Source organism: Paenibacillus sp. QJM3NY_38 (genome assembly GCF_056173265.1).
The window spans coordinates 4,020,610-4,035,138 of sequence record NZ_CM149665.1 but is presented as its reverse complement, the minus strand read 5'-3'; the positions used below and the strand labels follow the sequence as shown (position 1 = coordinate 4,035,138).

The window sequence follows — 14,529 nt, the reverse complement described above, 5'->3', positions numbered from 1 at the left end:
GTAAAAAAACACCATGGATTCTCTCGTCTACATCTATTATATTGACAAGATTTAAGGAGTTACTTATAAAAGACCATCCTTATTATAATCCTGTTATTAAGTACATTTCTTACAGATATGCATAACGGGAGTTGCGAAAGTAGAAGAGAAAAATCAAGTAATTTCGTCATTATTCACCTCCTAAATAACGGAATCCTTAAGAACCATAAAATCCATTAGATGATGAGCTTACTTGCAGAAATAAAGTTTTCGACAGCATCGTATTGGACATTTCTATGATAACCCATCCATATTATAAGACGTATGATCCATTAATAAAGTAACGATATTTCGGATAATAAATATCAAATAAATAATTTTCTATTCAAACCTATCACTGTCTATTGTGTTTTCAGTACATAATTTAAGTACCTAGATGTTTAACGAATCAATGTTTCCAAAAGGAGCAGCTAAAAACTCCAACCGCAAATCTCACAGTGCGATTGGAGTTTTTTTATTGTTGTGATTTGATCCAGCGAATTTATTGAATTTGGCGAATGAAATCGTTTAAATAAGTATCAGTGCGAAAGCAATCTGGATCAGTCAGTTTCAGCGAAAACCATACTCAGTCAGGTAAGTTTTTTGAACCCAACCCGATTTTTGAAATTTTTCGCTATAAACATTAACCCAAGTTACCCCACCAACCACGACTTGTTCATTGCCGTTCACCAAGTCTCCGGCGTAAAGGGATCCAATATATGCTCCGGTAGGTGATGGGGTTGCTCTCATATTACAAGCCGCATTGATTCTCCACGTAGTACTCAAAATGGAAATATCTCCAACTTCTGAAGTGATTTTAGAATCTTGTGTAAATTGAGAATTAAAATTGATTGGATCAGTACTATCAGATGCAAATGCACCTGTTGCAGGAAGTACCATAGCTGCTGTCATCAAAGAAACTGCGACAATTTTTTTCATCATTTGATCTCCTTTGTTTGTACTAGAATCTGTAAATACATTAAAAACCTAGAGTTTTTCTCCTTTCTATCACTATTCATCCTATTAATTCCAGTCAAGAACATGCATAATATAACATATATTTCTATTATTTGTAAATAAGTAATGTTACAAATAGTTCTGGTAGACAATCAACAATGTTACGGTAACAGGGAATTCCTGATGAATACTTATTTGTTGACAAGTCCAGCGGAAAAATGTCGACCGGCCTGAATATCAGCTCCTGAAGCGTATTTTACGTGAAGGCGATACCTTGTTTGTTAAGTCTATCAACAGGTTTGGCTATAACATGCGAGAGATCCTAAAAGAGTGGCAATGGTTGATTGATGCCAAGATACACGTTGTTGTGATCGACATCCCTATTCTTGATACAAGGAAGTATGAAAACCTGACCAATTAGAGATATTCGCACTATGAATGTGGTGTGGTGAACTTTACGAAACAGATATGTAACTACACTCCGCACAGTAGGAAAATAATCTATTCAAAGCTAGACAAAGACATTCAACTAGAAATCCACAAACACAGTAACCGTTTCAGGTATACAGATAATGTCGAATATCATGACAACAGGTTATCAAAATATTCTATGCAAAATGGCAAATGTGCAGTAACCTGGTCTGTTTTTTCGAGCAGAAGAGGTAAACTGACACCAACGGCTCCCACTTCGGGAACCGTCAGCCGGTTACTTCCTTTATATTGAGGGTATCAATCATATGATATTCCTTATTTTAGAAATCTATGGTATATTATGTATGTTCCTTATTAGATATAAATAAGAGAATAGTAAATGCAAAGGAGAATTGTATTTTTTTAAAAAAAATTATAATTCAAAGGAGATCCTCGAATGAAGAAAAAAATTGTAATCGTCTCATTGCTGGCAGCAACTATGGTAATTCCTTCTACAAGTGCATTTGCATCCGATAATTCTACTGAAGTAATCAATCCTAATACACAATTTACGCAGGAATCTCAAATCACTTCGGGATCGGGAGATGTAATTACTCCTATGTCTATTGACTATAGAGTCAATGCAGCTTCAAATTTCAGAGCAACCCCATCTCCTACCGGAGCATATATTGGATCTCATTACGCTGGGGATCTTGTAAACGGAGGTCATGATTCAGTCGTTGTGGATGGAGTAACCTGGAAAAATGTTTATAGCTATAAATTCCAAAAATGGGGTTGGATACAAAGCTATTACCTTGACGAAGTTTGATTAACATCATAGTGGTGAAGGATGGATCTATAGATCCAGATTACTACTGCTGAAAACCGTTAAGTATCTTGATCTTATAATTTAGCTAGATCTAATAACTCAAACATTAAAAGAACTCCAGTCGCAATGTGCGGTTGGAGTTCTTTGGTTATTTCTAATTGGATACATTGGAAGTTAATTGAAACACTTTGGAATTTTTATTTATCATTCTTTTCCTGCAGTCTTCTTAAAAGCTCTCCCTCGGCAAAATCAGAATCCACATCAGTTATTCTCCAACTAAATTTAAAACTATCATCTGAAACGGTGAGTTCAATAGCAGCCTTAATCTTATAATCTTGGTTAAACATTCGGCCATATTTTAAGCTTGAAGTATTCATCTGGAAAATCATTAGTTTCTTGTTCTCCGCAAAACATGTTCTCATAAAAAGGCATATTCAAAGTGGAGTTAGGAATATCACGGAGACCACCAGCCTCTCCTTTTATAAACATAGTACTGGTAAACTAATCCTTGACCATGATCAGCTTGATGGAAATTTGGGAAGGCACCATTATAAGGGCATGACTGTAGTCATTAACCGCTCTAAATCTTTCAGCAATACCATTTGGATTTCCTAAATCAAATCAGCAGCCTTAACATCCTTCCCATCCACATATTCTGATTTAAAAAAGTAAAAACCATACAGGGCCGTTAAGAAAAGTAACGAACGCCTCACCAAGCCTTCCAGCTGTCGTTATGCCTTTTCCTTTGCAAGTGGACACGCTGCCAGAACAATACCAGAACGACGCTCCGGGTCACCTGCAACGACCGAGGGAAGGTGTTTGTACTCTGACAATCCCCTAACATGACTACTCGGTTAGTTGATTTCAAACCAGCCACCCCTTGTCCTCAATTCTAAATCCGAGATAATTGTAAGATCTTTGCTCAATTTCAGCCTAGATGAGCCCCCAAAGCAGGTGATATCCTCTACAAACAAACTCAACTTCTACCCCAAGACTTGTTTTTTTGTTTTCATAAACCTTTAAACCATTCAATGGTCGATCACTACATTTGTCAGTTCATAAGTTTTCACATCTGATCGAGAAAGTTGAGCTCGATCGTTCTCAAGGATATCGAGTAGAAGCGGGAGTAATATATAATCCTTCACTAATTTGGTTTCGTCCAACTTTAATCCGACACTCATATTTTTTTACACCTCAAATAAAGGAACGTATGTTTGTATTATAATCAAACATACGCTCCCTAATCAATGGATGAATTTGTTATAATTTGCGATGCGTAATTGAGACGCTCAGAGAAGTTGTAAAATCATAAAGGAACACTACGATTAAATTCCCTAAAAAATATTTGGCAATTAGAATAAGTCTATTCTTGTCCAATTTATATCAACACCGAAAAGAATGAATTTCTCGGATAATCACGATTGAATTAATTTGGTACATAAACACCTGAAAATACTTTTTTATCCTAATTTTATTTTTTTATGTAACTTTTTTGGTTTATTGGTGTTTATTAAAATGAATACAATTACTTCCATACCAGGAAAGGGGACCATAACACACATGGAGAAATGAACGCGGCATGGTTGCACCACAAAAAATAAAAATCAAAGGAGAAGTGAAGATGTCTAAGTATCTGAAGGCCATGACTTTAAGCACGGCTATGCTCCTGACCTTATCTACAGGTGTTGTTGTTGCTTATCCAGACGTGTTGCAAAGTTATACCGCAAAAACCGAGATAGAAATTCAAAATGAATTAAAGAAACTTGATAAGCAGGAATTCGTGACTGAATTTGACGAAGTCTCTAAAAAAATTGATCCCGTGACAAATGTTGATGAATTAATTCCTTTTGCAGCCGAACTTTTTGATCGAGATGATGAATTTTCAAATGAAGAGCTTTTATCTCTAATTAAAGATACGGAAAAAACAACGGTAACAAGAAATGCTATGTTGGAATTGTATCAAGCGAAGAACAAAAACAATGGAAATAATGAATTGAAGGAGCTGTTGAAAGATAAATCTTTTGACAGAGAAATACAGGAGAAAATCATCGCAACAACCCATTTTGAAAAAGCGGATGTTCCTTTATTAGAATCCTTGGTATTGGACCAAGAGGAAATGCTTTCGTTTCAAGCCATGAAACAACTTAGATCTTTAGATAAAGGGCTGGCGTTAAGTCTTTCGCAGGATATCCTTAACGAATATAAAAATTATCCCGAGGAAAAAATCTCCGCTGCACTGAAGGCAACCTCTCACTTAATTAAGAGCAACAACAATGGAAAGGCCAGCCTATCTCAAAACTCACAAGAAACTGAACTGATTAATATCAGCCTTGATATTATCAATTCAGAAAATTATAGTCCTAAATTGAAAGATTCAGCGTTCTTTGCGACATCGGATTTGAGATCAAAAGAGGCAATCTTAACGATCCTCAAACAAAGCAATGTCGATCGTGAATTAATTGTTTACGCAATTGACCAGAACTTTGATGTTTTAAATGAGATTTTGTTAAATAATCCTAGCTTAGAAGAGATTGAATTAATCATCAATGCTATGGAGATGCATCCTATAACCGATCTCTACGATTCATTAAATACTGTGATATCGACCGTTGAAGATGATAACTTGCGCGAACGTGGAGAAAAGGCACTTACTCACATTAAAGAAGAAGGTACCAAAGGAAATCATAAATGGTTGGATAGCGTAGGAGGTGGGAAATAATATGAAAAAAACAAAATTGGGAGTAAAACTTGCTTTGGCTGCATCTTTCATGATTTCTGCTGCAGCGGGTCTTGGATCAAATAATGTCGATGCAGCAACGGGCAATCAAGGTTATGCTATCTATAGAGATGGTGTTTTCTTTAATGCAACAGACCATGCCGGCATTATGAATAAGCCAGATACAAATTCCTACACCAATCCAATCATTCATCATTCGGGCTCAGGTTATGTGGATTTCACCACATATGTAGGATTTTTAAATGGTAAAAACTTTATTGGGGTATATCGTCCGAATGGAACTGTAACTTCAGCCAATAGAGATACATTTGTTGGGACTGCTAGAACATTGCAAACTGAAAATATTACGTACAGTCTTGCGTTCCAAGTCAACTACAAAGACTTTGAAGTCGGGACTTATGTTGAACCGAGCGAAATCACAGAAATGAGATGTGATGGCGTTGTAGAATATATATATGAATGGGCAAACTTTAAAGTATTTGGAAGCAGTACAAACTGGGATGTTTCAAAAGCCACACTTGCAAATAAAGATGAGCACAGAGCGACTCAAGTGACCCCACGGACTCAGAAAAATTACCTCACCCTGGTTCAGACGAGTAAACCATGATTTTAAAAATATTTTTAGGCTTACTTCTTAGTGTACCATTCACAATTATTAATTTCAGTGCTTACTTAAAAGGCAATCCACCATCAACTCTGCATTTAGTGAGCACATTACTCTTTTTGCTTTTGTGGATGCTATGGGGTTTTTACATTAATTTTAGGGACAAAGAGAGCACTAGTTTTATGAAGTTTAGCTCCGTTTACTGTCTTGTCTCTATTGCTTGTGTTTTTGTAATGTATCTCATAGATTCAATCCTTTTTTCAATACCTGTAGGAATAATTATCTTAGGGCCTGTATATGGGCTAAGATATTTCTTGCCCTCGGTTTCATACGAAGCATTTGGATACATTTGCGTAATAGTCGTATATGCTGTCAGTCTGATTGGTTCTTTAATAGGATATGTATCAAGCAAAAATGTCGTGAAATAGTTAAAGCAATAAACGAGCACGTGCCGATTAAGTATCGGCACGTGCTTTTTAAGTTTGGCCTGAAGAACAATGAAGACCATCAATGTTAAAATAACCGGATTTCGGAAGTCATAATTTATACTTATGGGGAACTCTTTTTAGTAATTTCAAGTATTTTTCCCGCTCCGACTGTATAACGAAGTTCATGGTAGGGAATGATATTAATCACCTGAAATCCAGGTATTATAAGAGGGCCGCCCGAAAGAGGAACGGGCTCGAAGAAACTGCACAGAATGTGTTAGCATGGACGTAAACAAGCAGCTGAGATTTGGCCAAACGAAACGAATCAAGGTCATTAACAAAAATACATGCAAGGTCGAGCCGCCAATTTGGCGGTTTTTTTGTTTATGATCCGTTAACCGCGGCGTTGTGTCTTTCCATATAATCCAAAACAATGTAATATCTAATTAGATATTCATTTAATTTAATCATTATCTAATTGGTGGATGTATGAAAGGAATGATGATATGAGCACAGAGTTTTTCCTTGTCAGACATGCTGAGAAAGAAAAGCATGTTGGAGATGTTTCCATTTCACCCGAAGGGATAAAGCAGGCTCGTAAAACAGCAAATCATTTTAGTAAAATGTCCATTGATAAAATGATTAGCAGCCCGCTGAATAGAGCAAAGCAGACCGCTCAGATTGTGGCTGAAGCAATTCATATAACCGTATCAGAGGACAGTCGGTTGCGGGAACGTGCGAATTGGGGAGACTCACCTGGTCAAACGTTTGAGGAGTTTGTTGAGATGTGGAATCGCTGCACCAAGGAACGAGACTATATGCCTCCAGTTGGAGATTCCGCAAGAAGAGCCGGTGAGCGGTTGACTTCCTGCTTATTAGAGCTGTCTCATCAACATCCATACGAAACCATTGTTATTGTGACTCATGGCGGTTTGATCACAGACTTTATGGTAAACGAATTTACCGAGGAAGAGTTGAACCATAAACACCCGAACTTTATCATTGCACAAAGTAATCTGGTCCCAGAATGTTCTATAACTCATATCAGGTGTTGTAATGGACGCTTTACATTAATCGATTTTGCCAACACAGTGCACTTAACCCGTTGACAAAAATCCGAATTTCGGGTTTTATCAAGAATAAAACCAAATCTACGGCCCACAGAGGCTAACGAAAAGAGGTTGCATGATACAAGAGAGAGATGAAAGCCATTTCTTGCTTCTAACGAAATTGAAACTGCCCCAGCCCCATAATCAAACGGTTCCACGTCCCCGTCTGCTTGCGCGATTGAATGCGGGACTAAACCACAGGGCGACATTCGTGACCGCACCCGCCGGATACGGTAAAACGACGCTGGTCAGTGATTGGGCCAGACAACTGGACCGACCCGTCGGGTGGTTATCGCTGGATGACAAGGATAATGACCTCATAAGATTTTGGAACTACTTCATGAAAGCGATCGAGCAGGCCATCGGTAGTTTGTCTGACTCCGTCCGTACTTCAAACGCAATGCTGAGCCCGGGCCAATACGAGCCGTTTATGGTTGCTCTGTTAAACGAATTGAACGGTTTGAATGAGCCGGTTATCCTGATATTGGATGACTGGCATGTCATAAATAATACGGATATCCAGGCGTCCGTTTCGTATTTTATCGAGTATTTGCCTTCCTGCGTGCATCTTTGTTTCTCAAGTCGAAGCATCCATGGATTTCTGAAGTCGAGATGGATTAGTCGGGACTGGATCCAGGAAATCCATACCCGGCATTTGTGTTTCAATTTGCAGGAGACAGTGGATTTCTTCCACATCGTGGAGATGGGGGAGCTGCAGAGGGAGCAGATTGAACGAATCCAATTCCAGACCGAGGGCTGGGTAACAGGGCTTAGGCTGATCTCGTTGTCTATTCATGAAGGTGAGGGGAGGGGAGCTTTCAAGTACGTACATTCCAACCCCGAACGTGTCGAGCTTTATTTATTCGAAGAAGTGTTTGAATCGTTGGATAAGCCAACGAGGCAATTTCTGTTGAACGTCTCCATTTTACAGCGGATGAACGGGCAGTTATGTAAGGTTGTAGCTGGCGAACACGGTGCACGGATGCTGGCGGAGCTGGAAAAACGCAACATGTTCCTTATCCCGCTGGATGAGGACAGGGACTGGTACCGGTTTCACCATGTATTCGGCGAGTTTCTGCTGAAGCAGCAGCGACGCCTGGATCCGGCTAAGACGAATGTGCTCTTCCAATCGGCCGCGTCCTGGTGTGAATCCCAGGGATTGCTCGAAGAAGCGATAGATTATTACTTGGCTGGTTCCTATTATTCGGAAGCGATCCATTTGCTAGAGCAGATGAGAAGTTTAATGGTCCGCCGGGAATTTTCGACCATGAAGGTTTGGTTGTCGGCAATTCCCGAGGAACTGCTTATGCAGTATCCTTATCTCTTTTTCTCGTACATATTTTCGTTATTGTGGTCTCAGGAACTGGAGCTGTCGGAACGGTATTTACAGCTAGCAGAGAAGCATTATGCTGCTTCCTCGGCAAGCTGGAGTCCGGAAGAGAATGATCGCTATTTGGGATACTTGTATTATGTCAGGAACTTTAAAGCGACCCAATACGACATGGACATGATCAAAGGGCTGGATTATATCCGTCTGTCACTTCAGCATAGTCCAACAGGGACGGATCTGATCTTCGCATCTCCTCATATGCCTCTATCTCCTTCTATATACAGGTCATACAATGGCAAGCGGGGCCAGCATTTGCCTCGGGGCCTTTCGGATACGTTCTTTTTGAGCATGATCGAATTCATGAAACCAATGGGTCTGCAGGACTCGGTCGTGGTTTGTTATGGCGAATTACTCTACGAACGCAACGAGCTGGAGCAGGCGGAGGATTACTTGAGACGGGGATTACATGGGACGAGTCAGGCGCATTACCAACCAGAGAAGGTATACGTTCCCGCGAGTCTTTTTCTGGCACGGATCAGCACATCCAGGCAGGACATCAGTCAGGCCGAAAAATGGCTGGAAGAAGCCTATAGAAGGGCGATTGAGGATGGCGCTAAGGCAGCCCCGATCTTGCTCGATGTCGAAATGGCTCGTCTGCGAATGGAATCCGGAGACTTGTCCGCAGCTGTGGAATGGAGGGATCATTACAAGGTCTCGTCTGATGATCCGGTATCCGTTTATCAGCTATTCGTCTATATCTTTCTCGTTAGGGTGTTGATGGAGACCGGCAAGATCCAGGAGGCACGGGCGTTATCTGAGAGATTGCTGCAAATCGCGGTGAAAGGCCATCGTCCGATGGACGCCCTGGAGCTCCAAGTGCTTCAGGCGATGATGCTGCAGGTGATGGATAAGCCGCAACAAGCGCTGCTCAAGCTGGAAGAGGCACTTATTTTTGCGAAACCAGATGATTATATCCGTGTGTTTGTTGATAAAGGCCATCTGGTGGCACAGCTGTTAGGGGAATATGTCCAACATCGTCAAAAAGGGAATATTCGAGATAAAAACGCGCCTTCACTGGCCTATGTGCGGAGAATATTGTCCGCTTTCGGAGGAACAGCCGAATCTTCGGCACAAGGCAAAGCAACATTAGAAAAGCTTCTGACACCGCGCGAATATGCGATATTTCGTTATATGGAGGAAGGGATGGACAATCCGGCGATCGTTGAATCGCTCGGTATCGGAATGGGGACCTTGAAGGCGCACATCAACCGCATTTACAGCAAGCTGCAGGCGAAAAACCGAGTCGAGGCGATTACAAGAGGTCAAGAGTTTCAGGGTTAAACATCATAGGTTGTAACAGCAGGCTCGCCCGCACGGCGGGTCTCTTTTTATGGTGTGATCTATAACCGGGCCTATAACCGGGGTTAGATTCGAACTCGCGAAAAATCCAATATAATGTTCATCGTGGCAACTGAATAACGAAAGGAAGAAAAGACCAGATGAGACGCATCTTCTCTATTTTGATGGCATTATTGCTCGTGATCGGCATCATTCCGTTTCAAGCATTCGCCCTTCCGAATGATCCCATGTCCGGTGATGGGACGGCGAACAATCCTTACGTCATTACAGCGTTAAATCAATTAAACGCCGTTCGTAATGATTTGAACGCTCATTACAAGCTCGGAGCGGATGTCGATGCTTCGGAGACGGCAAATTGGAGTAATGGGGCTGGCTTTGTACCTATCGGCTACGACGGAAACGGCAATAACCCGTTCACCGGTGTCTTCGATGGAGCGGGTCATGCCATCCGTAATCTGACCATTAATCAGCCCAAGATGGACATGGTCGGCCTATTCGGGATGGTAGGCTCCAACGGGGTGATCGAACATACCGCTCTCGAAGGAGGATCAATCATAGGAAACAACCATGTGGGGGGGCTGGCAGGACGTAGCGATGGAACCATTCACCGATCCTACGTTACCGGATCGGTTAGAAGCCATATGGCCACAGCCGGAGGGTTGGCAGGATACAATGGCATTCACGGTAAAATAACCTCCTCCTACACTACGAATGCCGTCACCGGCGCCGATTATGTCGGTGGTTTGGTAGGGCGTAATGACGGGACGGTGAGTGATTCCTATGCGGCCGGCAGGATTAGTGGCGCCGCTATAGTCGGCGGGTTAGTAGGGGACAATGAAGGTGGAGAAATCATCCGTTCATACGCCAAGGGTGCCGTCAGCGGGAGCGCTGAACACGTCGGTGGACTGGTCGGTTATAATATTTCTGCTCTCATTAGCCAGTCATATGCCACGGGAACTGTCCATGGTAGAAGTGCTGTCGGCGGTCTTGTGGGCAGCACGGGCCACGGATTGATTGTTCAGTCATACGCCACTGGGAACGTTAGCGGGCGCGATCAATCTGTGGGAGGTCTGGTTGGGAGTAACAGTGGAAAATTGAGCGACAGTTTCTGGGATGCCGAAACGGTCGGCTTGAATAGCGCCTGTGGATATGATACATATGGATCCTGTACCGCGAGCAGCCTCACGACTGCACAGGCACTAACCCAATCGAGCTATTCAGGCTGGGATTTCAACAATGACTGGTTTATGATCGAGGATTCGACGCGCCCATTCCTTCGCTCCGAATGGTCGGCCGCAATCGGGAACTCGCATCAACTGCAGCTGATGGCCATGGATCTGTCAACGAATTACACATTGACGCAGGATATTGATTTCGACACGACGTTTACTGACAACAGTCGCTCCGATATGTGGGCTACGAGTACAGGGAACGGTTTCGGCTTTGAACCGATCGGTAATGACAGCACTCCGTTCACAGGTACGCTCGACGGCCAAGGATATGATATTAAAGGCCTGTATATCAACAGGAGCAGTTTAATGAGTGTCGGAATGTTCGGGACTATTGCTGGTGGTGAGGTTCGAGATGTTCATTTGAAGAACGGGAATGTCACCGGCGGCCTTCAGACAGGCATGCTGTCGGGACAGAACGGCCCCGGCAGTCAGATTATAAAGGTTCATGTTACAGGAAATGTTACCGGAGCGGACAAGACAGGTGGTCTGGTCGGGAATAACGACGGAACGATCGGCAGTTCTAGTTCAAGTGTTGCGGTCAATGGAAAAGACGAAGTCGGCGGTTTGGTTGGAAGGAACAGCATAGGAAGTGTAACTGAAGCTGTGTATGCTGCCGGGAGCGTTAGCGGAAACAGTCACATCGGTGGATTAATCGGCTTGAATACGGGTTTGGTAAATAATGCATATGCAACGGGTCAAGTTAATGGTCAATACAATGTCGGTGGATTGGTCGGACTCCATGATATGAATAGCCAAGTTAACCTGTCCTTTGCCGCCGGAGGCGTTGCCGGAATGCATTTTGTAGGGGGCCTCGTGGGACGGAATGAGAGCGGCAAGGTGCATGATTCGTACGCAATCGGTTCCGTTTCCGGTCGTTACGACGTGGGCGGCCTAGTGGGAAGGAATGTCGGAGACATCAAGACTACTTATGCCGTCGGCAGGGTAACCGGCAGCGGCGAAGTCGGCGGCCTGGTCGGACGGGAATTCGGTACGGTTACGGCGAGCTTCTATAATAAGGAAACGACCGGGCAATCCGATACGGGCAAAGGTGAACCGCGGCTTACATCAGAAATGAAACAGTATACACTCTTCGCTAACGAGTGGGACTTCAGTGGAATCTGGGTGTTACAGGAGGGAGTCATGTTTCCTGTTCTACAAGGAATTGCAGCTAACCTCGAATGGGACGCTGCCCCGCCAACCATCTCCAGTGCGAAGATCGAAAGCGGGCATCCGAACAGCGTCATTGTGACCTTTGATGAAGCAGTCAGCCTCACTAACGCCGGTGGAATTGCAATTACAACGGACGGGAAGCCTTCTACGATTACTCGGGTGAACGGATCGGGAACGGATACGCTTGTTTTTAACGTAGAGAAAGCAATTGAAGAAGACCAGCAAGTTCTCCTGTCCTACGATAAACTATCCGGAACCATTTCCGACCTGGCAAACAATGCGTTGCTCAGTTTAACGGATCGAATGGTCGATAACCTGACACGTCCCGTTGACCATACACCGCCATCCATCGCTATTACGATGACAACGGCGGATGGAATGGAATACGTTGATCGCACATGGAGCAATCAAACGGTTAACGTAAGTGCAGCAGCATCTGACGAGTCTGGCGTCACTTCATTTACGTATTCGCTAAATGACGGAGTGTCGTGGAGCCCTTATTTATCTGATATCGTCCTCCGTGATGAAGGTGTTCATAACATCTCGTTCAAAGCCGTTGATACAGCGGGCAATGAATCGATTGAACGACGCACAGTCTGCATCAGCACAACCGGAATCACATTGACGCCTACACTAGTGAAGGCGGACGGAAGTGAATATACGAGCGGGGAATGGAGCAGCTCGAGCGTAACCTTGAGCGTCTATGCCGAATCGGCAGTCAGCGAGATCTCCAATCTGACTTATACGCTGAACGGGGGACTTTCACAAGTCTACGACAACGAAGCACCCATCGATATATCGAGCGAAGGCGAGACGAACATTCGATTTGAGGCGTCCAATCAAGCAGGAAATACGTTATTCCTTGACATCACCGTGAAGATTGACCATACGCCGCCAATGATTACGATTTACCCTAATGGAAGCGAAATGCAGGTTACATCGGTAACACCGAGGGTGACGGTCATTGATTCTGGAAGCGGTATAGATAAAGCCTCGCTGGAGTTTCAGTGGACGACCGATTCGTCCATACCAGCCACAGGCTGGAGACCGTTTGCGAACGAGGCCACGCTTATGATAAGCGGCGTTGACGGTGACTGGTACTTGCATGTAAGAGCACAAGACCAAACAGGTAATGCCGTTAACGTGACGTCCAGCCGGTATCGCTTGATAACGCAGAAGGCGAGTGAAGCAAGCGATTCAAATCTCACTAACGTTAGCCATGTATGTTCACTGCCGAACAACGCCTTTCTTGTAGGCCTGGAAGGGAGAACCATTGCTTTTGAAGGGGGGCAGATTCTCATCCCTGCTAAAGCACTGAATCGACCATTTTGTTTATCCATAAATCTAACACTTCCAGATGGTGATAAATTTCTTCTATCTGAAGGAGAGCGAGTAGTTAGTAAAGTCGTTGAGTTTAAGAAAGATGTAACCGGAACATTCGATCAAGACGTAACCATCAGCCTGAAATTTGACGCCAACACCATACAACAAGGCAGTCATGAGCTCCAACTTCGTCAGTTTAATGAAGAAACGAAGGAATGGGTAGCGCTGGATAACCTCAACATAGACTGGGATGCGGGGATAATAAGTGGTGCTACCGACCGCGTTACTCGATTTGCGATTTTTGCGAGAAGGATTGTGCCTGTTGAAATCGGTGTTGCGTTTACCGATATAAAAGGTCATTGGGCGCAAAAGAACATTGAGAATCTCGCAGAAAAAGGGATTGTGAACGGTTATACAGACGGGAGCTTCAGACCTGACCGTATGATGAGTCGAGCAGAATTCGCTGCAATCTTGGTTCAAGCATTGGGACTCACTAGCAAAGGGAATAAGGAATTCGCTGATACAACGGATCATTGGGCGAGGCAAGCCATTTCAACAGCGTATGCTTACGGAATTATTCACGGATACGATTCGGTTTCCTTTGGCCCCGACGATTTCATTACACGCGAAGAAATGGCACAAATGGTGGTTCAAGCCTATCAATTGGATCATTCCCTTACTAACAAAACCTTTATCGATCAGAATAAGATTGCGGCTTGGGCACGGAAAGCGATGATGATTGCAGTAGATCATGGAATCATGAAGGGTTATCCCAACAACATGTTAAAACCCCAATCTCATGCTAGCCGTGCAGAAGCGATTACCGTGATTTGGCGCGCCATGGAGGTAAAATAAAAGGGATGAAGTAACGAGTGTTGAATAAGAGAAGGACTTGTTGGCATTTAGCCACAAGTTCTTTTTTCTGTGGGCAGTAAGTCAACGTCCTCTCATCATGTAAGTATGATAAAGTAGAACTCAGCAGACAAATATGTTGTCTCCCGGCTAGGGTATGAATATATATA

At 43.2% G+C, this 14,529-nt stretch carries 10 protein-coding genes and 1 pseudogene; 7 read left to right on the top strand and 4 right to left on the bottom strand.

The window, feature by feature from the left end; all coding sequences use genetic code 11:
* Positions 1-588: 588 nt before the first annotated feature.
* The gene (locus tag AC0VZ8_RS18540; protein WP_475483979.1) at positions 589-960 is read right to left on the bottom strand and encodes an SH3 domain-containing protein; all 372 of its coding nucleotides are present in this window, start codon (positions 958-960) and stop codon (positions 589-591) included.
* 289 nt (positions 961-1,249) lie between these two features.
* On the opposite strand from AC0VZ8_RS18540, the gene AC0VZ8_RS18535 reads away from it, so the two are divergent.
* A complete protein-coding gene (locus AC0VZ8_RS18535; protein WP_475483978.1) occupies positions 1,250-1,396 on the top strand; it encodes a hypothetical protein in 147 nt (48 codons plus the stop codon).
* A 447-nt stretch (positions 1,397-1,843) separates the two neighbouring features.
* Positions 1,844-2,215 carry a hypothetical protein gene (locus AC0VZ8_RS18530; RefSeq protein ID WP_475483977.1) on the top strand — a complete coding sequence of 124 codons (372 nt, stop codon included), beginning with the start codon at positions 1,844-1,846 and terminating at the stop codon, positions 2,213-2,215.
* Between the two features lie 197 nt (positions 2,216-2,412).
* On the opposite strand, the gene AC0VZ8_RS18525 is transcribed toward AC0VZ8_RS18530, so the two are convergent.
* The 3 genes and pseudogenes from AC0VZ8_RS18525 to AC0VZ8_RS18515 all read right to left on the bottom strand — a co-directional run bounded on the left by AC0VZ8_RS18525 (position 2,413) and on the right by AC0VZ8_RS18515 (position 3,396).
* Positions 2,413-2,604: a hypothetical protein gene (locus AC0VZ8_RS18525; RefSeq protein WP_475483976.1), complete on the bottom strand. Its 192-nt coding sequence runs from the start codon at positions 2,602-2,604 to the stop codon at positions 2,413-2,415.
* A 316-nt stretch (positions 2,605-2,920) separates the two neighbouring features.
* A pseudogene (polYB, locus tag AC0VZ8_RS18520) lies at positions 2,921-3,059 on the bottom strand (DNA polymerase IV); the annotation flags it as partial.
* Positions 3,060-3,243: 184 nt separating this feature from the next.
* Positions 3,244-3,396 carry a YhjD family protein gene (locus AC0VZ8_RS18515; RefSeq protein ID WP_475483975.1) on the bottom strand — a complete coding sequence of 51 codons (153 nt, stop codon included), beginning with the start codon at positions 3,394-3,396 and terminating at the stop codon, positions 3,244-3,246.
* A 398-nt stretch (positions 3,397-3,794) separates the two neighbouring features.
* Here AC0VZ8_RS18515 and AC0VZ8_RS18510 point away from each other — a divergent pair, with 398 nt between their 5' ends.
* The 5 genes from AC0VZ8_RS18510 (at position 3,795) to AC0VZ8_RS18490 (ending at position 14,362) form a co-directional block, all read left to right on the top strand.
* Positions 3,795-4,934, top strand: coding sequence for a hypothetical protein (locus tag AC0VZ8_RS18510; RefSeq protein WP_475483974.1), 1,140 nt, complete (start codon positions 3,795-3,797; stop codon positions 4,932-4,934).
* Between the two features lies 1 nt (position 4,935).
* Positions 4,936-5,559 carry a hypothetical protein gene (locus tag AC0VZ8_RS18505; protein ID WP_475483973.1) on the top strand — a complete coding sequence of 208 codons (624 nt, stop codon included), beginning with the start codon at positions 4,936-4,938 and terminating at the stop codon, positions 5,557-5,559.
* Positions 5,560-6,490: 931 nt separating this feature from the next.
* Entirely contained in the window at positions 6,491-7,093 is a 603-nt protein-coding gene (locus AC0VZ8_RS18500; RefSeq protein ID WP_475483972.1) for a histidine phosphatase family protein, read from the top strand.
* Positions 7,094-7,169: 76 nt separating this feature from the next.
* Positions 7,170-9,764: a winged helix-turn-helix domain-containing protein gene (locus AC0VZ8_RS18495; RefSeq protein WP_475483971.1), complete on the top strand. Its 2,595-nt coding sequence runs from the start codon at positions 7,170-7,172 to the stop codon at positions 9,762-9,764.
* Between the two features lie 158 nt (positions 9,765-9,922).
* Entirely contained in the window at positions 9,923-14,362 is a 4,440-nt protein-coding gene (locus tag AC0VZ8_RS18490) for an S-layer homology domain-containing protein (protein WP_475483970.1), read from the top strand.
* The last annotated feature ends 167 nt before the right edge of the window (positions 14,363-14,529 follow it).

Bases quoted from the DNA above. Each gene is read 5' to 3' on its own strand.
- AC0VZ8_RS18540 (WP_475483979.1), bottom strand. From the start codon at position 960: ATGATGAAAAAAATTGTCGCAGTTTCTTTGATGACAGCAGCTATGGTA.
- AC0VZ8_RS18530 (WP_475483977.1), top strand. From the start codon at position 1,844: ATGAAGAAAAAAATTGTAATCGTCTCATTGCTGGCAGCAACTATGGTA.
- AC0VZ8_RS18525 (WP_475483976.1), bottom strand. From the start codon at position 2,604: ATGATTTTCCAGATGAATACTTCAAGCTTAAAATATGGCCGAATGTTT.
- AC0VZ8_RS18515 (WP_475483975.1), bottom strand. From the start codon at position 3,396: ATGAGTGTCGGATTAAAGTTGGACGAAACCAAATTAGTGAAGGATTAT.
- AC0VZ8_RS18510 (WP_475483974.1), top strand. From the start codon at position 3,795: ATGGTTGCACCACAAAAAATAAAAATCAAAGGAGAAGTGAAGATGTCT.
- AC0VZ8_RS18505 (WP_475483973.1), top strand. From the start codon at position 4,936: ATGAAAAAAACAAAATTGGGAGTAAAACTTGCTTTGGCTGCATCTTTC.
- AC0VZ8_RS18500 (WP_475483972.1), top strand. From the start codon at position 6,491: ATGAGCACAGAGTTTTTCCTTGTCAGACATGCTGAGAAAGAAAAGCAT.
- AC0VZ8_RS18495 (WP_475483971.1), top strand. From the start codon at position 7,170: ATGATACAAGAGAGAGATGAAAGCCATTTCTTGCTTCTAACGAAATTG.
- AC0VZ8_RS18490 (WP_475483970.1), top strand. From the start codon at position 9,923: ATGAGACGCATCTTCTCTATTTTGATGGCATTATTGCTCGTGATCGGC.